Raw genomic sequence first — 19,821 nt, forward strand, 5'->3', positions numbered from 1 at the left:
CGTTCGAAAGGAAAAGTTATGAGCAACGCAAAAGACGTAACTGACGCTAGCTTCAGCACCGATGTCCTGGCTTCTGAAAAGCCGGTGATCGTGGACTTCTGGGCAGAGTGGTGCGGGCCGTGCCGCAAACTCGGTCCCATCCTCGATGAGATTTCCGTTGAATACAGCGAGAAGATCGAAGTCGTCAAGGTCAATGTCGATGACAACCCGGCCATCGCAGCCGAATACGGCATCACGTCCATCCCGGCCGTGTACCTGTTCAGCGGTGGCGAAGTTAAGAACACCGTCATTGGAGCTCGGCCTAAGCAGTACTTCGAAAAGGAATTTGCGGACGTACTGTCGTAATAACGCATCTCGTTCTAACCGCAGGAATCCCTGCTAGGTAAGAGCCGATGGCTAGGGACCCCTACGGATGTCTCCAGCCATCGGCTCTTCTACATTTCTACGTGAATGAAACCGATGGGGTGTTCTTTCCGGCTGCGGATGCTTCAGGAAGCGTTGGTTTACCCTCGTTCTGCTATATCCCGCTTTCCTTGGTGTGTGGGGTAGAGGAGCCTAGCGTCTGCTGCAGCGCAGCCGATCCTGCGTCAAGTCTTCCCCATTCGTGCGTCTTCCCCGTTCGTGCGGCGCGGGGCATGGGGCGGGGTCGTAGGAGGCGCCGACCCCGGGCCAGGTCGGGGAGGCCACCTCTTCCTTTGTCCGCTGAGCAGCCTGGGCGACCGCCCTCCGGTAATCCCTCGCCGCGTGGCGGGATCGTAGCCGGGCAGGAGGACAATTGCTCCGGCTGATGTACACCCGGAGCAGGGAAGTGGTTCATCTCCGGCGACCTTGTGTTTCACGTGAAACACAAGGCGATCGCTTAATCGGGCCGCCACCGACTCGAACCCTATGCTTCACACTCTCTTCACGGCATTTCTGTGTCTTCAACACTTCTTCCTGAACTAGAGAGCCAGGCCCTAGCCGGGCCCTTGCCCACCGGCGGGGAGGGCTCCGCCCTGGCCCAATATGGATGCGCCGCCATGTCCAGGCAGGCGACCTGCTTGGTACGGCACATCTATTCAGTTAGCCGCCGCGTACACTGGGGCGACCTGGGACGAGGCAATCGCGACGCTTTACAGCTAGCACAACTTCGATACGTTACCCACGGCATTCCCGGGTTCTCGGTAAGAACAGGCGCCCGCAGTATGGCTGGTCCGCCCTGAGTGCCGCTAGTCGACACCATCCCTTAAGAACGTAATTGGCGGGACGGCAACGTCCGAGTCCTCGCTATTCACCCATCCAGCAACAGAATCACGGTGCACCGCGGCCGGTTCCTCCGTCGGTTCAGTGCTTTGGTGGGTTCAAACTGGCGCATTCTCCCAGGCACCTCACATCGGCATAATTGGGCTCGTCGCACCCTGCGAGGGACGTTCAGGCGCCAGCGGTGCAACGATGAACGCTGCATGGGGATGACCACACTGCCCCCAGACACGAACGACACCTGTTGCAACTGGCGCAGGCGCATGCTCAATGCGGATTTAGGCACACAAGCGCGGCGTTTCACGTGAAACATCTTGGGTGCACTCTCTGGCGCGGTAGCCCTCGGAGGTTAACGGCATCATGGGCTGAATCAAGCCTTAGACCATAACGCCCCGCCCAGTGCGTGGAGATGTCCTCGATGCTCTGTCATTCCGATTCATTAGTCACTTACGTAAAAGGCGCCGTCCCCGGTCCACCGAGGCGCACGACATGGCGCAGATGGAACCGCGGGAAGGCGCCATCGACCAGAAGCGACATTCGAATGCACTGTGCGCCCGGGTTAGCCGCCAAAGACGTTGGAAGCGGTGGACGGCCCACCAAACATTGTTCCAGCTGCTCTTCACACGGAGTGGGCCTTCAGCCGGGGTAGTGGTTAACCCGCCCCCAACCGAGCACGTACGGTGAGTGAAGGGCAGCGTACTTCGCGGCGGAATGCAAGCACGGTCATGTTCTGTGGGATCACCTACCTACCGCTGTTTCACGTGAAACTGTGCCCTAAATGTACGCCGGGTTAGGCGGAAGCAGGGAACCACCAACGGGACCGCTACCGTGGCGAGCCTCGGACACAAACCACTGTGCTCGCAAAAGAGCGTTCAAATCAAGGTCTCCAGCCACACGAACGGCTAGGCCCTCCGTGCCCCGGCATTCGTTACGCAACGGCACCGAGGCTGAGAGCCGATGCCGTGTCTGAGTAGTCGAAGACAACTTGCCCTCCGGTAGAACTTGCCCCGGCTGGCCACATGTATGTTTCACGTGAAACATACTCAACCCTGAACACCGGTCCAAACGTTTCACGTGAAACATACGCAGGCCCGGAGGTAGCGACCCGCACGAGGACACTCTGCCCAACCGAGCCGTGGGAGAGAGCCCGTGGGAACCTGGTCCTATGGGGCAGCGTCCGGGTGACCAATGGATGTAGACCTGAGAGAGTCGTGCCTGACCACCGACCGGTGGTCGTGCCGCGCACTCAACCTCAAGATGAGCTGTCTCTACTCCACGGACACTCGCCGTCCGACCGGTCGGGCCAAACAACGAAGAATGAGTCACTCCCACCGAACACGGCGCGAGCGGGCCCCTCCGACGGTCTGAAGCGACCACATGAACTCCAGAGGCCGCGTACCTAAATCCTGACTTAGGTACGGATGCATAGTCCCGGTTCTTGGCAGACTCGCGAAGCCCACAATGTCCCACCCCCCCCCGCATCCCAGGCATCCTCCGGCCGGAGGTGATGACCGGGCTGCACGGCCACAATGGTCCACAGCCGCCAACCGCGACATCCCCAACGGCGGGCCAGCTCCGACGGGCCAGAAACTTGCTGCAGAAGTGGCCTCGGATTGCGACGATCATCTCCCACGAAACAGACCAGTCTGTTCAGCGGTGCGGGTACGAAACAATCTGTGCCGCCTCAAGACATCCGATCAATGCGCGCGGACGGACGTAGTTTGTACTGATCCTTTTCAGGGGAACAGTCGACTAGGGAGTTCCGGGGGGTTCCATTCACAAGGCGCCTTGGTCGCCGCCGCCGTCCAAAGCTTTGGGCTCACGACGAGATACAACATCCGAGACGAAACCGGGTACCGCCAAACGCGCCTATTAGATACAGATCAGTGTGCGAATCAGATGGCAGTCTCACCGCAACCATGAAATTGTGCACAGACTTATCCACAAGCGTTTCCACAGCCTTCGTGAGGGCATAGTGAATACCGGCTTGTCCGGTCCTTCAGCCCCGCGCGCCAACGCCACTGGAGCGCCGGTCAGAGCGTCAATCCTCATCCTCAAGGGCGGCGGCTGCGCTGCGTTTTGGATGCAAAAGTACGGAAACCTGCGTCTAAATGGCGCAAACTGAGCTATTTTGACCGAAACTCGGCGCGCTTGTCGGGAGACGCCAGCATGGCTAGTCGGAGGCGCGTGAAGAACACGGCGATCTCGTCGACGGCTGGTATAGCGGCTCTCCGTTGGCAACGGACGGGGCAGTTCGTCACCAATGGACCAGTCAGTATGCACAGGGTTTTCCCCAAAGTTATCCACAGGGTTTTCCACCGGGCCCGAGGTGGACAACAAGGCTCTTGACCGGCCTACCCTAGAGCTATTCGGAGGCACCACGTGCATCGTTTCACGTGAAACACTCAACCCTGTCGAGGGCTCCCGAATCCGGCGAGTTCCCGTGGCATGTGCTTCCGGGCTGCTGACCGTCTTTTGCCATTGGCTGGACTGCACCAAGGGTACACAGTCCATGCCGGACAACATCAGATGATTCATGCGACCCTACGCCTTGTACGTGCTTTCAGGTTCACTCCAGGATGCGGCTAGTTAGGCCTGCGCGAACGGGGCGCAGGACAGACGAACCCGACGACCACGGATCCGTAAGCCACCGCATATGGAGCTCCAAAGAACCTAAGTCTGAGCTTGGGCTGAGACCAACACTCATCCGGCACAAATTGCGGAGTAGCAGCGCACGGTCTAGTGGGACATCGAGAGCCCTTTCCATGGCTCAGAGAGAGGGTGCTGCTGCTCGTAGCTGCAGAACGCGCAGTCTCTGAGTCCACGAATCTGCCCTTGCTGAAGTGTGCCCTGGCAGATCTCATCCACGCGCTCGACCGCATCACCCGACGAGCCTGCCATGGGGGCGGCCAGCCGTGTTCCACCTGAAGCTCGCTGTGGGCGTCGGTAGATAGATCTGACAGCGGCTGCGAGGTAGTCCGGCCATATCCGCACACCAGTACCTCCGGATTTGATCCCACATACGAGGGAGCCGGGAAACCGGGGAGTGATGGGTAATCCAGGGGGTACACGGCGACCATCGCGGCAACTCGTTGCTGGCGCCGATGGCCTCGCTTATGGCAAGACGGGCCGCCTCGACAGCAGCGTCCTGCTTCCCCATGGCGTTGGACGATTCCCCGTGTGCAGCGTTGAAGTGGCTGTCCACGGCTCATGATCCAGTGGGCCATGGCGAGGACACCTGGTGGGACCTCCACGGGCGCCTGCATAGCTCCTCTCCATGGGCGCGGCAGAGATCCTGCAGCCGCGACCAAGGGTTCAAGGTCATAGACGAACTCGGGGGAGCTGCGAGCTACAGGACCGTGCACGTACCAAGACCCAACGGTGCCGGCGCCGCTTCCTTTGAAAGCCGAGATTCAACTCAGACACCGTAGATCGGCTCTGAATAACCAGACGGGCTGCTCGTCCTCGTCATCTGCAAAGCCTCACCCGCACCGTTACTGATATTGAACTCTCAGTAAGACCATCGCCCGATGTTTCACGTGAAACGCCATTGATACCTTGGTCATCCCGGGAATAGCGGGCTTGCCTGAGGGCCAGCAAAACACCATCTTGGTGTACGCGGACGTCGAGGTGCCGATGACTCGTCCATGGTGTTGTCAGCTCAGACGCCGTTGCAGTCCCGCGACACCCCGTGTTGGCGTGGGTTGTCGCGCCCTGACGGACCCGAACCATCGAGAAAGTGCCCGGCAGTCGAGCATCACGGGGCTGTTAAGGGACCAACGACTGAGGGGCCAACGACAGGGCGCAGAAAATGCCCATCGTTCCAGCCCTGTTGCGGGCGGAGCGGCCCAGTGTTTCACGTGAAACATGCAGCCTCCCGATCCTTCTTTCAGGTAATCAATCACCGCGTCCTGGAATGATCAACCTTCTGGTACCCGATACCAAGATCTGAGGCGCCCCTGACACCTGGAGGCAGGGCTTAGTCCACGCCGTTTCCATCAGGGGGAGCACGGGGCTAGCCGCAGAACACCGCCCGTCGCTTGTACAAGCTCTCACTGAAGCCGGCCAATTGAATAGCCCGCATTTGGCAAAACGGCCACGCCGTCGATACGAATGCCGGGTAGTATCCCACTCCCGCAGCAACTCATCAATGTTTCACGTGAAACGGCCACCGCTGTTACGAGACCTAGGGCGCGCAGCATGACCGCCCTTCCTGGCCAACACCCAAAGAAAAAGAAGGGCTGCCTGCAACAGACAGCCCCTCTCAAATCAAATAATCTTAGGCTTCGGCGCCAGGCCCGAGCACATCCATGATCCGGTTGAGATCTTCGACGCTGGCAAATTCGATACTAACCCTGCCCTTTCGAGCACCAAGGGTAATTTTTACGTTCGTGTCCAAGCGGTCAGACAACGATGAGGCCAGATAATCCAACCGCTCATGACGCGCGTTCGGCCTAGGAATCTTGCTCTTTTCAGGAGCTGTCGGATCTTGGTAGAGCGAGACGGCCTCTTCCGTTGCCCTAACGGACATACCCTCAGCAACGATCTTCTGAGCTAGGCGCTCCATGGCGGCCGCGTCGGGAAGTGCAAGCAGTGCCCGCGCATGGCCCGCCGAGATTACGTTCGCGGCGACCCTGCGCTGGACCAGCGGCGGCAGCTTCAGCAAACGGAGAGTGTTTGAAACTTGGGGTCTCGACCGACCAATGCGGTCAGCCAACTCCTCGTGAGTAGTTCCAAAGTCCTCTAACAATTGCTGATATGCCGCAGCCTCCTCCAATGGATTGAGCTGGCTCCGGTGGAGGTTCTCGAGAAGGGCATCACGAAGTAAGTCGTCATCTGTGGTATCCCGAACGATCGCGGGGATTGTTTCCAGGCCCGCGGCCTGAACCGCACGCCATCGACGCTCGCCCATGACCAGCTCGTACGGTTCTCCACCCTTTTCGGTTGAAGTACGCACAACAATTGGCTGGAGGACGCCTATTTCCTTGACCGAGTGAACAAGCTCAGCCATGTCGTCTTCATCGAAGACGGAGCGAGGCTGCTTTCGATTGGGGTGTATATCCCCAACCGGTATTTCCGCGAAGCGAGCTCCGGGGACTTCCACTAATTCCACGCCCGCGTCAGTGCTGGCAGAAGACCGTGGCTCGGCGTCCTTTACGGTTGCGGGGCGGCTTGAGTCCTTTGGGGCTCGTTTTGCCGGCGCGCCCTTAGCTGCAGACGGCACCTTAGCAGCTGTAGCGGCAAGGGGCCTCGTCACGGACTCAGCCTTGGAGTCGTCGGCGGCCGGCGAGCCAGGTGAAACTTCCTCAGGCGATTCAACACTCTTGCGGGCTTCAGGAAAAAATAGATCCACCGGTCGGGAGGTCGTGACACCGCCGCTTTGGGCACCGGCCGGCGAGCTAGGAATGAGAGCCCCAAGACCCCTGCCGAGGCCCCTTCGCTTTTCGCTCATGTAGTCATCCCTCCGATGGAAGCGTCGAGCACGGATCGGCCCAGACTGTTGCGGTGTTTCAAGAATTCTATCGTTCGGCGATTTCAGCGGCGGCTTCCATGTAGGAGAGGGCACCGCTGGATGATGGGTCATAGGTCATGACCGTCTGCTGGTAGCTTGGTGCCTCGGAGATTCGAACGGAGCGGGGCACCACCGCGCTCAATACCTGATCTGGGAAGTGCTGCCTGACCTCAGACGCCACCTGTGCTGCCAGATTGGTTCGGCCGTCATACATCGTCAAAAGAATCGTAGATACTTCGAGATCAGCGTTGAGATGCTTCTGAATCATCTCGATGTTCTTGAGAAGCTGGCTCAGGCCTTCCAGCGCGTAATACTCGCACTGTATAGGAATGAGGACTTCGCTGGCAGCGCAGAACGCGTTGACGGTGAGCAGACCCAGGCTCGGCGGGCAATCGATAAAGATGAAGTCCAACCGGTCCTCGCCGTTCTTCGCCCGTTCCTTGGCGTAGACGTCAATGGCCCGGCGGAGTCGCTGCTCACGAGCAACCAGCGAGACGAGTTCAATCTCGGCACCGGCCAAGTGGATCGTGGCCGGCGCACAGATCAGGTTAGGAATGTCGGGGCACTGAGCGACGACGTCCTTCAGTGGAAGATCATTAATGAGGACGTCGTAAATGCTGTCGACGTCGGCGTGGTGCTCGATGCCAAGAGCGGTCGATGCGTTGCCTTGGGGATCGATGTCGATAACAAGAACGTTAAGGCCGGCAGACGCCAAGGCCGCTGCGATGTTTACCGTTGTGGTGGTCTTACCCACCCCACCTTTTTGGTTGGAAACGGTGAAAATCCGCGTGCCATCGGGTTTGGGCAATTCCCGCCCGATCAGCCTCTCACGACGACGGGTCTCATTGGCCAACTGCCGCGCGATGGGGCTGGAGTCATCAATGGAATCCATGACGTTTTGCGCTCCGTTTGAGGCGGTTTCACGTGAAACGGCAGCGTTCTCAACTGACTTGGTTTGCACTATTGCGGACTGAAGGGACGAAGAGGGCGTAGCCATGGCGCGAGCCGACCCTAAAGACATAAAGGGGGGGATTCGCTGCGTGGAGGTTTCACTACTGCCCACTGGTCGCACTCTCACTCTCATTCGGCGCTTGCTGCCGATCTCTAGCCTAACCGCTCAATCGCCGACACGCGGGAACTCGAACGGGACCTACGGAGTCTTTCGGGGCTTGTTGACGATGATCCTCACCACGGTGGTGGGTTCCTCCAAAAGCTCCTGTCCGCAAACCACAACTGACGTCTGCACGCCCCCGAGTTTCCGGATGACCTTCTTGGCTTTCTCAATCTCTTCTGCGGCGCTCCGCCCCTTGATGGCCACCACTTCTCCATGGCCATCCAATAACGGAATAGTCAGGCCAGCCAGATTCGCCAAGGCGGAAACTGCCCGCGCGGTGACTACGTCCGCCGTCACCATTCCGACGGCGAGCTCAGCTCTGGTCCGCATGACAGTGACGTTATCCAGCCCGAGATCATCGACTACCTCTTGCAACCAAATGACGCGCCGCTCCAGCGGTTCGATCAGCGTCAGCTCCAAGTCCGGCCGGGCGATAGCAAGGCACAGCCCAGGCAGCCCGGCACCGGATCCGACGTCGGCAACGTGACTGCCCGAAGGTATGGCAGACTCAATAACCGCGCAATTCAAAACGTGGCGGCTCCACAATCTCGGCACCTCACGCGGACCTATAAGCCCACGCTCAGTACCGGATGTGGCCAAGTGCTCCACGTAACGCTTGGCGAGATCCAAGCGTTCTCCGAATATCTTTTGGGCTGCTTCCAGCTCAGCTGCGGTGATATCAACCATGGGCCGTCAGTCGGCCGAGACGACGATGTGGCGGCCTGCCCCTTCGCCCTCCGACTCGGAAACAAACCCAAGCTCGGCCACAGCGTCGTGAACGATCTTGCGCTCGTACGCGCTCATCGGTTCCAGGGCTACCGTCCCCCCGGCCTCCTTGACCTTGGCTACTGCGTCTTCGGCAATTTCCTGCAGAACGCCGGCGCGCTCCTTACGGTAACCGTTGATGTCCAACACCAAACGGGAACGATTCTCTGTTGCCGACAGAACAGCCAGGCGTGCCAGCTCTTGAAGCGCTTCGAGGACCTCCCCGTCGGGGCCCACGAGGCTATCCAGGGCATCGGACTCGTCGTCTGTGCCAATGGAGATGTATGTGCGCCCGTTGCGAACCTCGATGTCGATATCGCCGTCGATATCAGCGATATCAAGAAGTTCCTCGAGGTAGTCCGCTGCGATATCGCCTTCCTCTTCCAGTCGGCTTGCAGTCTTGGACTGGCTTTCCTCCTGCGAATCCTCGTCGGTCACAGCGGTAACAACTTCTTCAGTGCTCTCGGCAGACATTACTTCTTCTTCCTGTTCTTGCGTTGTGGCTGGACGCGCTGAGCTCGAATGTCAGCTGCGGCAGTCGCAGCAGCAGCAGCCGCCTCGGCCTCGTCGTCGCGCTTCTTCCCGCCCAGCAGCGGCGGCAATCCCTTGGCAGCGCGGCGCTGTTCAAGAGCCTTGGCGGCCGGTGAACCGGGGGTCGGCATGCGTCGGATAACGAAGAACTGCTGGCCCATGGTCCACAGGTTGGTGGTGGTCCAGTAGATGAGCACGCCGATGGGGAAGTTGATGCCACCAATGCCGAAGACGAGCGGCAGGATGTAAAGCATCATCTTCTGCTGCCGCATGAAGGGGCTGGCCATGGCGTCCTCGGACATGTTCTTGGCCATGATCTGCTTCTGCGTGATGAACTGCGAAGCCGTCATGGCAACGATCATCACGAGGCTGAGGATCACAACGGAGACGTTGCCGCCATGCAACAACGCGGACGACAGCGGTGCTCCAAAGATGCTTGATTCGTCGAACTCAACTACCTGCTGGGCGCTCATCGCTCCAATGCCGGTACCTGCGTTCTTGGCGCTTGAGATCCCTGAAAGTACCTGGAACAAGGCGAAGAAGAACGGCATCTGGATGAGCATGGGCAAGCAGGCCGAGAACGGGTTGGTGCCGTGGTGCTTGTAAAGCGCCATCTGCTCCTGCGCCATGGCCTGGCGGGAGAGCTGGTCCGTTTTGCCCTTGTACTTCGCCTGGAGTTTCTTCAGGTCCGGCTGCAAAAGCTGCATGCCGCGCTGGGCCTTGATCTGCTTGACGAAGACAGGAATGAGGGCTGCTCGGATCACCAACACCAAGCCGATGATGGAAAGAGTCCACGTCCAGCCGTTACCTGACGGCAAGCCGATGGTGCTCAACCCCTCATGGAAACCCACCATGATGATCGACACCAGCCATTTGAACGGGAACAAGATTGTCCCAATGAAGTCCATACGATTTCCCTATTCCTCAGGCCGCCGAGCGGCCTTCTTCATCAGCCTGAGCAGCCAAGAACTGGTCCGGATTGTTCAGTACAACAATTGTGGGCGTCCGGCCTTCAGGCCAATGACGATGACCAGCGGGGACATGGTCCACTCCGCCGGCGTTCCAGGGGTGGCACTTGGCGAGCCGCTTGGCTGCGAGCCAACTGCCCTTCACAGCACCGTGCACGGTTACTGCCTCGAGCGCATAGGCCGAGCATGAAGGAAAGAAACGGCAAACCTGGCCGTACAGGGGCGAGATGACCTTGCGGTACGCCTTCAGTAAAAAAATGATGATGTTTCGGGGCAGGTTCCAGAAAAATCCGGCCACCGCTGGCCAGCGGCTTGGTCCCGAACGCTTGGCCGTGGGCACGCTTGAGGAAGGAACGACGGCGGTGCTGTTGTTACGCACGCGGTGTCCCTTCCGTTGTGGTGCCGTTGTGGTTCGACGAAGCATTAAGCGGAACCGATCCGCCCAAACGCTTCGTCGTCGCTGCCAATGCGGCGTTGTAGTCGGAGAGAAGCTGCTCCCAGCCGGCTGATGCTGCTGCTGGCAGTGCCCTCACGACCACCGCCAGGCCCGTTCCGTGCTGACACAGGGAAAGGGCAGCCGCTTCCCTTAGTCTCCTCTTAACGAGGTTTCTAGTCACGGCGTTCCCGACGGCTTTGGAGACAATGAAACCGATACGACTCGGCTCCCCGACCCCCAAGGGGGCCGCATATAACACTAAGTTCCGGCGTCCATTGCGGACGCCGGAACGTACAGTTGTTGAAAAATCGGCAGAAGTCCTGAGACGGTTAGGGGTGGCTAGCACCGGAGAACCTTCAAAAAGACTCTGACCGACAAGTCAGTTGTATTTATGCCGACAGTTCGACGCGGCCCTTGCCGCGACGGGCAGCCAGGATGGCGCGGCCTGCACGGGTACGCATACGAAGGCGGAAGCCGTGCTTCTTGGCCCGACGGCGGTTATTCGGCTGAAAAGTCCGCTTGCTCACGTTAGTTACTCCAGTGGATCAAAGGTGCGCCCACCCGATCAGAAAAGGGGAAGAACTGGCCGACGCTAAGTTTTGTATGTGCCTGCCGCCGTTGCCATCCATACGTTGAACGTACGGACCTGCAACTCATCTCAAAAGCGGACACAAAGGACTTCACAACGTTAGGGCAAAAAGACCGCCACAGTCAAACCGGGAGCCTGCCGCAGGACTATCCACAGCTGTGTCCGGTGGTAGCTCACAGCCTGTGGATGAAGTGGCTCACAGAGGCATATGGCGAACCACAGCCGTGTAATTATCCACAAGCAACTTCCCAGCTATCTTCTACGGTTTTCATCCCCTAGAGTGGCTCAGTAGCCCAATCTCCACCCGCTGTGTATAACTCTGTGGATTATCACTGGAACAGCGCAGGACGGAGACACTCTGGCTGCCAGCATCGCCGGCAAGCAAGTATTTAGGAACAGATTGATGACAGTAGACGAAGCCAACCACGCCAACACTGTCGGAAGTTCCTGGCGCAGGGTGCTGAACCTGTTGGAACAAGACGATAGGGTCACCCCCCGCCAGCGCGGTTTCGTCATCCTCGCCCAGGCGCAGGGCCTGATCGGATCCACCCTCCTGGTTGCCGTTCCCAATGAGCTCACCCGCGAGGTTCTGCAGACCCAAGTCAAGGACGCCCTGGACGAGGCTCTCCGCAATGTCTTTTCGGATGACATCCGCTGCGCAATCGACGTCGACACGGACTTGGTGCCGGTCCACGTGGAGCCGGAGCCCGTCGTCGAACTGTCCGCTGTGTCGGACTTTGCCGACCCGAAACCGCAGCCGACGCCGCCCAGCACCTCCCACGAGTTTGGTCGCCTGAACCCGAAATACATCTTCGACACTTTCGTTATCGGCTCCTCCAACCGCTTCGCGCACGCAGCCGCCGTCGCAGTGGCCGAGGCACCAGCCAAGGCGTACAACCCGTTGTTCATCTACGGTGACTCGGGTCTTGGCAAGACTCACCTGCTCCACGCAATCGGACATTATGCCCGGCGCCTCTACAGCGGGATCCGCGTCCGTTACGTGAACTCAGAAGAATTCACCAATGACTTCATCAACTCAATTCGTGATGACGAAGGCACCAGCTTCAAGACCACATACCGGAACGTCGACGTCCTGCTGATCGACGACATCCAGTTCCTGGCCGGCAAGGACCGGACGCAGGAAGAGTTCTTCCACACGTTCAACGCCCTGCACAATGCCAACAAGCAGGTTGTTATCACCTCCGACCAGCCACCGAAGATGCTCGCTGGATTCGAGGACCGCATGACGTCCCGCTTCGAATGGGGCCTGCTGACGGATATCCAGCCGCCCGAGCTGGAAACGCGCATCGCCATCCTCCGCAAGAAAGGCCTCAGCGAAGGCCTCTCGGCACCCGACGATGCTTTGGAATACATCGCTTCGAAGATCTCGAGCAACATCCGTGAACTTGAGGGCGCGCTGATCCGTGTCACAGCTTTTGCAAGCCTCAACCGCCAGCCCGTTGACGTAGCCCTGGCAGAAATGGTCCTCAAGGACCTGATCACCGATGATGGCGCCCAGGAAATCACAGCCAAGCAGATCCTCGACCAGACTGCGGACTACTTCAAACTCAGCATGGAAGAACTCTGCAGTAAGTCCCGTACCCGGACGCTGGTGACCGCGCGGCAGATCGCCATGTACCTCTGCCGTGAGCTCACGGATATGTCCCTCCCCAAGATTGGCCAGGAACTCGGTGGCCGGGACCACACCACCGTCATTCACGCCGACCGGAAAATTCGCGAGCTCATGGCTGAGCGCCGTGTGATTTACAACCAGGTTACGGAGCTCACCAACCGCATCAAGCAGCAACAGCGCGACTCCTAGCCTCACACCTTCCCCGCCTCCACATACCTTATTAACAGGCACATGTGGATAAGCCTGTGGATAGTTAAGGGGACAAGCGCGGTTAATGGGCTTAAAACCCTTAAGCCGTCTGTGGATCGTCAAAATAGGCGTTGGGAGTTGTCCCCATCCACACCCTGTTTAAAACCCAGTTAACGCACAGTTCGTGAACAGGGCTTAACCGCGGAGGGTCGCGGCCAGAGCGGGTTATCCACAGTTTCCACAGCAGTTATTAACACTACGAATCCCAAAAAATTGAAATCCCTCAAATAACAATCTCGTTCTGCCGACCCAACCCAGTCCCAGAAACATCCCAAGAACCAGGGTGACGTGAACCCAGACTGTCCCCATGGGGTGTCCCGTCACGGCTGGAGATGGGTTAATCCCGGATCTTCCGGCTAAGCTGTCAGCAGCGCTCCCATCCCTGGGTCTGTTTGTGATTCCCTGAGTGGGAACCATGCAGGTTCCAGCCCAGGCGAATGCAGATTTGGCGGGCTCGATCACGAGTTCCGCAGCGATGTTTTGGTACCAGCAATGAAAGGCGGCACCCCTCCGTGAAGTTCAGAGTCGACCGTGACGTCTTGGCAGAAGCCGTTACCTGGACCGCACGGTCACTGTCTCCGCGGCCGCCCGTACCCGTGCTTTCGGGTCTGCTCCTCAAGGCTGAGGCGGGAACGGTCAGCCTCTCAAGCTTTGACTACGAAACCTCGGCCCGCCTCGAGATTCCGGCGGACATCGCCACCGAGGGAACCATCTTGGTTTCCGGACGCCTGCTGGCTGACATTTGCCGCAGCCTTCCTTCAGCTCCCGTGGATGTGGAGACCGACGGCAACAAGGTCACGCTGACCTGCCGCCGGAGCAGCTTCCACCTGGCAACGATGCCCGAATCCGAGTATCCCGCCCTCCCGTCGCTGCCCGCGGTCAGTGGCACCTTGCCCGGAGACGCGTTCGCTCAAGCGGTGTCCCAAGTCATCATTGCCGCGAGCAAAGATGACACCCTTCCGATTTTGACCGGGGTCCGCATGGAGATCGAGGACGATCTCATCACCCTGTTGGCGACCGATCGGTACCGGCTGGCCATGCGGGAAGTTCCTTGGAAACCAGTAACACCGGGCATCTCCACAAGCGCGTTGGTGAAATCCAAAACGCTCAATGAGGTAGCCAAAACCTTGGGCGGTAGCGGGGACATCAACCTTGCACTTGCCGATGATGACAGCCGTCTTATCGGCTTTGAAAGCGGTGGAAGGACCACCACGTCGCTTCTGGTCGACGGTGATTACCCCAAGATCCGTTCGCTGTTTCCCGATTCGACTCCGATCCATGCCACGGTGGCAACACAGGACCTGGTTGAGGCCGTTCGCCGCGTCTCACTTGTGGCTGAGCGCAATACTCCGGTCCGCTTGGCCTTCACCCAGGGCCTACTGAACCTCGACGCCGGAACCGGAGAGGACGCCCAAGCGTCCGAAGAACTCGAAGCGCAACTTTCCGGTGAAGACATCACCGTAGCTTTCAACCCGCACTACCTCGTTGAAGGCCTGGGTGTCATCGAAACCAAGTACGTTCGGTTCTCATTCACCACGGCTCCCAAGCCGGCCATGATTACGGCGCAAGCCGAAGCCGACGGCGAGGACCAGGACGATTACCGTTACCTCGTGATGCCGGTCCGCCTGCCTAACTAACCTCTTCATAACGCGCGGCATCCATCAGTTTCCTCCGTCCCATCGCAGAAAAGAGTCACCCCCTATGCACATCGGACTTATCGGCCTTGGAAAAATGGGTTTCAACATGCGTGAGCGTTTGAGGCAAGGCGGTGTTGAAGTCACGGGCTTGGACCGCAACCCGGACGTGACAGACGTTGCCTCGGTGGACGAACTGATCGCAGCACTGCCCACCCCGCGCATCATTTGGGTCATGGTTCCCTCCGGCGATATCACGGATTCCGTCATTTCCGAGCTCGGCGAGAAGCTTAACCAGGGTGATTTGATTATCGACGGCGGCAACTCACGCTTCACCGAAGACCAAAAGCATGCAGCCGCCCTCGCCGAAAAAGGCATTCGGTTCGCTGACTGCGGCGTTTCCGGCGGCGTTTGGGGCCTCCAGAATGGCTACGGGCTCATGGCCGGTGGAGCTGCCGAGGACATCGAACTGGCCTTGCCGATTTTCGATGCCTTGCGTCCTGAAGGTGACCGGGCGGACAGCTTTGTCCACGTCGGTGGAGTCGGAGCGGGCCACTACGCGAAGATGGTCCACAACGGCATCGAGTACGGCCTCATGCAGGCCTACGCCGAAGGCTACGAGTTGCTCGCGGCCAAGGATATCGTGACAGACCTCCCGGGAACTTTCCGTGCGTGGCAAAAGGGGACCGTTGTCCGGTCTTGGCTCCTGGACCTCATGGTCAAGGCACTCGACGAGGATCCGGGCTTGGCCTCCATAGATGACTACGTGGAAGACTCGGGCGAGGGCCGCTGGACTGTTGAAGAGGCCATAGCGAATGCGGTTCCTGCGCCGGCCATCACGGCAGCACTCTTTGCGCGGTTCGCTTCCCGCGAAGACACATCGCCGGCCATGAAAATGGTTTCGGCCTTGCGTCACCAGTTCGGCGGACACGCCACGCGTCCGGCCAGCTAGGACGCGGGAGTCCAACAAACGGCGTGTACCTCGAACATCTATCGCTGACGGATTTCCGCAGCTACGCCCAGGTTGATCTCAAGCTGGGGCCCGGAGTGACAATACTGGTCGGCTCGAATGGGATTGGCAAAACCAATCTCATGGAAGCCATTGGATACCTGGCAACTTTGAGCTCACATCGAGTGAGCACGGATGGCCCTTTGGTCCGGTTTGGTGCCGACCGTGCCTTGATCCGGGCCCGGCTCGTCCGGGGCGAGCAATCGACAGTCATTGAGGTCGAGATCAACGCCGGCCGTGCAAATCGAGGGCGGATCAACCGAGGGAACCCGGTGCGCGCCAGGGATATCCTGGGGATTTGCCAGACCGTCCTTTTTGCACCGGAGGACCTGGCATTGGTCAAGGGTGACCCTTCGAACAGGCGGCGCTTCCTGGACGAGCTGTTGGTGAGCCTCGTACCGCGACATGCTGCCACACGTACGGATTATGATCGGGTGCTCAAACAGCGGAACGCACTCCTCAAATCGGCCCGAGCCGGCAAGTTCACCGCTGGCCACGAAGCCACGCTCGATGTCTGGGATCAGCACATGGCACGCGCCGGCGCTGAGTTGTTGCATGCCCGCTTGGAACTCGTGGAGCGTCTGGGCCCGCACCTCAATAACGCTTATGCCCAACTCACTGATGGTTCCAAGCCCGCTGCCGCCGTCTACCGATCCACTATCCAGGACATCCTGGACGACGACGGCGGTTCGGCCACTTCCGGGACTGAAGAGTCGCCGTCGGGCGAAGACCTCCGGCAACTGTCCGTCGACGAACTCACGGACCGGTACGTGCAGGCGTTTGCAGCATCAAGAAAAAAGGAACTTGAACGGGGCATATCCTTGGTTGGGCCCCACCGCGACGAATTGGAACTGGTGCTGGGGCAAGCCCCCGCCAAGGGGTATGCCTCCCACGGCGAAACGTGGTCGATGTGCCTGTCCCTGCGCCTGGCGTCCTACTACGTCATGCTGGATGATGCCCGGACGGGTGGTACGGCGCCGATCCTCATCTTGGATGATGTCTTTGCCGAACTTGATGTCCAGCGGCGACGTAAACTTGCTGCAATAGTTGCCGGTGCCGAGCAGGTGCTGGTGACAGCCGCCGTCGAGGCCGACATCCCAGAAGATTTGTCCGGACGGCGCGTAACCGTTGTTCCGGGAGGCATCGATGGCGAAGGATAGCCGCGAGGGACTTCAACCTGGTCGAGACCCTGACGAAATCGACGCAGCCCAGGCGGCGCTTAATCGCATGCGCGAAGCGGCGGCTGCGCGTGGAGAGGTCCGGCAGCGGGCGCCGCGGCCAGGTTCAGTTCCCAAACGAAAAGGCCTGCGCGACACCAAAGGATTTTCCCAGTTCCACGGGACGGGGCGTGACCCGTTGGGATTAGGAAAAGTAGTGGGCCGACTGGTTGCAGAGCGTGGTTGGACCTCGCCGGTGGCTGTCGGTTCGGTCATGGCCGAGTGGGAAACACTGGTAGGAGCGGACATCTCCGCTCATTGCACGCCGGAGAGTTTTACCGATACCACGCTGCACGTGCGCTGTGATTCCACAGCGTGGGCAACCCAGCTCCGCCTATTGAGTACGAGTCTTCTTGAGTTGTTTCGCAACGAGCTGGGAGAAGGAGTGGTGACCAGCATCCAGGTGCTCGGTCCTTCAGCTCCGAGTTGGCGAAAAGGTGGGCGCAGCGTCAATGGCCGCGGTCCGAGGGATACCTACGGCTGAGGGGCGTACAGGGAGTATCAACGGCCCGGAGCCGTATAGGCACCCATCGGGACCACCGCGCGGCCGCTGAAGATGGGGCCAGCGGCCTCTCGTGGCCATATTCAGCTGTGGGCTGCCCTTGTATTTGCAAAGATTCCCGCGTTTCCACGATAGAATTGGCGTAGATCACTGAGCGCCGGTGGAACGTCGCCGGGAACCTGAATCCATCCTGTGGCATAAGGGCAACCTGGCGGCGGAGTAGCCGGCGCAATCAGTCACGTGCCCGTTGACGGCCGCACTCGTTGCGAACGTTGCCGGGAACGGCCGTCATCGAATACAGAGGAGTCGAAAGCGCCTGTGGCTAACGACAATGCAGAGACCTTGGCAGTAGAACCCGTAGAGGAGACTGCTCCCAAGCCTGATACGCCCGCAGCGACACCGAGGGAGTATGGCGCCAGCGACATCACGGTACTGGAGGGTCTCGAAGCGGTACGCAAACGCCCCGGCATGTACATCGGCTCCACTGGTCCCCGCGGCTTGCACCACTTGGTTTATGAAGTGGTGGACAACTCAGTTGATGAGGCCCTCGCCGGGTACTGCACCCACATCGAAGTCACCCTCCGCGCCGATGGCGGCGTCCAAGTAGTGGACAATGGCCGCGGCATTCCGGTTGATATCCACCCCACCGAGGGTAAGCCGACCGTTGAAGTGGTCATGACCATCCTGCACGCAGGTGGAAAGTTCGGCGGTGGCGGGTATGCCGTTTCAGGCGGCCTTCACGGCGTGGGCATCTCCGTGGTTAACGCGCTGTCACGCCGGGTTGAGACTGTAGTGCGTCGCCAGGGTCACGTGTGGAGCATGACATTCGCCGACGGCGGGAAGCCGCAAGGCGGCCTCGTGAAGGGCGAAGCCACGGACGAGACCGGAGTCTCCCAGACGTTCTACCCGGACGGGACCATCTTTGAAAGCACCGAGTTCGATTTCGAAACGCTGCGCGCGCGATTCCAACAGATGGCATTCCTTAACAAGGGCTTGCGAATCACCTTGACCGACGAGCGGCCTGCTGCTCGTGGCGGCGAACCGGATCTGGACCTTGACGCCGTCGCAACCGAGGGCGAAGTTGCAGCCGAGCACCGGACAGTGGTGTATCAGTACGACGACGGGCTCCTGGACTACGTCAAGCACCTGAACTCAAGCAAGAAGGTGGAGATCGTCCACGAAGACGTCATTGCTTTCGAAACTGAAGACACCGAACGGCACATGGCCCTTGAGGTGGCGATGCAGTGGACCACCGCATATTCGGAGAGCGTCCACACATACGCCAACACCATCAACACCCATGAAGGTGGAACCCACGAAGAAGGGTTCCGCGCGGCGATGACGTCACTCATCAACCGCTATGCCCGCGAGAAGAGCATCATCAAGGAAAAGGACGACAACCTTACCGGCGATGACATCCGCGAGGGCCTGACCGCTGTCATTTCGGTCAAGCTTTCCGAACCCCAGTTCGAGGGCCAGACCAAGACCAAGCTGGGCAATTCCGAGGTCAAGGGGTTCGTGCAGCGGGTTGTCACCGATCAACTTGGTGACTGGCTTGAACGAAACCCGGGCCCCGCCCGCGACGTGATCCGCAAGGCCATATCTGCAGCCCAGGCCCGCATGGCGGCCCGGAAGGCGCGCGACAATGCACGGCGGAAGAGCCCCCTCGAATCCTTCGGCATGCCAGGCAAGTTGTCTGACTGCTCCTCCAAGGATCCTTCGCGCTGTGAGGTCTACCTCGTGGAGGGTGACTCGGCCGGCGGCTCGGCCAAGCGCGGGCGGAACCCTGAAACACAAGCCATCCTTCCGCTGCGAGGCAAGATCCTGAACGTGGAACGCGCGCGCCTGGACAAAGCATTGGGTAACACGGAAGTCCAGTCCATGATCACGGCTTTCGGAACCGGGATCGGCGAGGACTTCGACATTTCGAAGCTGCGGTACCACAAGATCGTGCTGATGGCGGATGCCGACGTCGATGGCCAGCACATCACCACTCTTTTGATGACCCTGCTGTTCCGTTACATGCGCCCTCTCATCGAGAACGGCTACGTCTACTTGGCCCAGCCGCCCCTGTACAGGATCAAGTGGTCCAATGCTGCTCATGACTATGTCTACAGCGACCGCGAACGCGACGACACCATCCGTAAGGGTGCGGCCATGAACAAGCGCCTGCCCAAGGATAACGGCATCCAGCGTTACAAGGGTCTGGGTGAAATGGACTACACCGAACTATGGGACACCACCATGGATCCGGATCGCAGGACGCTCTTGCAGGTCACCATGGACGACGCGCTGGCCGCCGATCAGACCTTCTCGGTACTGATGGGCGAGGACGTTGAATCACGCCGAAACTTCATCCAACAAAACGCCAAGGACGTCAGGTTCCTCGATATCTAGGGCATAAAGCGCCAGATATTCCTGAA

15 protein-coding genes are annotated in these 19,821 nt (G+C 59.4%); 7 read left to right on the forward strand and 8 right to left on the reverse strand.

Annotation, left to right across the window (positions count from 1 at the left end; genetic code table 11):
* Nucleotides 1-18 precede the first annotated feature (18 nt).
* Nucleotides 19-345, forward strand: coding sequence for a thioredoxin (trxA, locus tag QRN42_RS07395; RefSeq protein WP_284978612.1), 327 nt, complete (start codon nucleotides 19-21; stop codon nucleotides 343-345).
* Nucleotides 346-5,518: 5,173 nt separating this feature from the next.
* Here trxA and QRN42_RS07400 read toward each other — a convergent pair.
* The 8 genes from QRN42_RS07400 to rpmH form a co-directional block, all read right to left on the reverse strand.
* A complete protein-coding gene (locus QRN42_RS07400) occupies nucleotides 5,519-6,691 on the reverse strand; it encodes a ParB/RepB/Spo0J family partition protein (RefSeq protein WP_284978613.1) in 1,173 nt (390 codons plus the stop codon).
* Between the two features lie 67 nt (nucleotides 6,692-6,758).
* The gene (locus tag QRN42_RS07405) at nucleotides 6,759-7,772 is read right to left on the reverse strand and encodes a ParA family protein (RefSeq protein ID WP_410550945.1); all 1,014 of its coding nucleotides are present in this window, start codon (nucleotides 7,770-7,772) and stop codon (nucleotides 6,759-6,761) included.
* Between the two features lie 129 nt (nucleotides 7,773-7,901).
* A complete protein-coding gene (gene rsmG / locus QRN42_RS07410) occupies nucleotides 7,902-8,552 on the reverse strand; it encodes a 16S rRNA (guanine(527)-N(7))-methyltransferase RsmG (RefSeq protein ID WP_284978615.1) in 651 nt (216 codons plus the stop codon).
* 6 nt (nucleotides 8,553-8,558) lie between these two features.
* Nucleotides 8,559-9,104 carry a Jag family protein gene (locus tag QRN42_RS07415; protein ID WP_284978616.1) on the reverse strand — a complete coding sequence of 182 codons (546 nt, stop codon included), beginning with the start codon at nucleotides 9,102-9,104 and terminating at the stop codon, nucleotides 8,559-8,561.
* On the reverse strand, nucleotides 9,104-10,069 hold the full coding sequence (gene yidC / locus QRN42_RS07420; protein WP_284978617.1) for a membrane protein insertase YidC: 966 nt from the start codon (nucleotides 10,067-10,069) through the stop codon (nucleotides 9,104-9,106). Before yidC ends, QRN42_RS07415 begins: the two co-directional genes overlap by 1 nt.
* Before the next feature lie 16 nt (nucleotides 10,070-10,085).
* Complete coding sequence (gene yidD, locus QRN42_RS07425) at nucleotides 10,086-10,553, reverse strand: membrane protein insertion efficiency factor YidD (RefSeq protein WP_284978618.1); 468 nt, start codon at nucleotides 10,551-10,553, stop codon at nucleotides 10,086-10,088.
* Nucleotides 10,501-10,911 carry a ribonuclease P protein component gene (rnpA, locus tag QRN42_RS07430; RefSeq protein WP_284978619.1) on the reverse strand — a complete coding sequence of 137 codons (411 nt, stop codon included), beginning with the start codon at nucleotides 10,909-10,911 and terminating at the stop codon, nucleotides 10,501-10,503. Before rnpA ends, yidD begins: the two co-directional genes overlap by 53 nt.
* Nucleotides 10,912-10,954: 43 nt before the next feature.
* Entirely contained in the window at nucleotides 10,955-11,092 is a 138-nt protein-coding gene (gene rpmH, locus QRN42_RS07435; RefSeq protein WP_011776797.1) for a 50S ribosomal protein L34, read from the reverse strand.
* A gap of 465 nt (nucleotides 11,093-11,557) precedes the next feature.
* Between rpmH and dnaA the strand changes: the two genes are divergently transcribed.
* The 6 genes from dnaA to gyrB all read left to right on the forward strand — a co-directional run bounded on the left by dnaA (nucleotide 11,558) and on the right by gyrB (nucleotide 19,795).
* Nucleotides 11,558-12,976 (forward strand): chromosomal replication initiator protein DnaA, encoded by a 1,419-nt coding sequence (gene dnaA / locus QRN42_RS07440; RefSeq protein ID WP_284978620.1) that lies wholly within the window; start codon nucleotides 11,558-11,560, stop codon nucleotides 12,974-12,976.
* Nucleotides 12,977-13,548: 572 nt separating this feature from the next.
* Complete coding sequence (gene dnaN / locus QRN42_RS07445; RefSeq protein ID WP_284978621.1) at nucleotides 13,549-14,673, forward strand: DNA polymerase III subunit beta; 1,125 nt, start codon at nucleotides 13,549-13,551, stop codon at nucleotides 14,671-14,673.
* A gap of 19 nt (nucleotides 14,674-14,692) precedes the next feature.
* Complete coding sequence (gene gnd, locus QRN42_RS07450; protein ID WP_284978644.1) at nucleotides 14,693-15,622, forward strand: phosphogluconate dehydrogenase (NAD(+)-dependent, decarboxylating); 930 nt, start codon at nucleotides 14,693-14,695, stop codon at nucleotides 15,620-15,622.
* A gap of 23 nt (nucleotides 15,623-15,645) precedes the next feature.
* On the forward strand, nucleotides 15,646-16,839 hold the full coding sequence (recF, locus tag QRN42_RS07455) for a DNA replication/repair protein RecF (protein WP_284978622.1): 1,194 nt from the start codon (nucleotides 15,646-15,648) through the stop codon (nucleotides 16,837-16,839).
* Nucleotides 16,826-17,380, forward strand: coding sequence for a DciA family protein (locus QRN42_RS07460; protein ID WP_284978623.1), 555 nt, complete (start codon nucleotides 16,826-16,828; stop codon nucleotides 17,378-17,380). The genes recF and QRN42_RS07460 overlap by 14 nt, the downstream gene beginning before the upstream one ends.
* A 336-nt stretch (nucleotides 17,381-17,716) precedes the next feature.
* Nucleotides 17,717-19,795, forward strand: coding sequence for a DNA topoisomerase (ATP-hydrolyzing) subunit B (gene gyrB, locus QRN42_RS07465; protein WP_284978624.1), 2,079 nt, complete (start codon nucleotides 17,717-17,719; stop codon nucleotides 19,793-19,795).
* The last annotated feature ends 26 nt before the right edge of the window (nucleotides 19,796-19,821 follow it).

Source organism: Arthrobacter sp. fls2-241-R2A-200, from assembly GCF_030209745.1.
Taxonomy (GTDB): Bacteria; Actinomycetota; Actinomycetes; order Actinomycetales; family Micrococcaceae; genus Arthrobacter.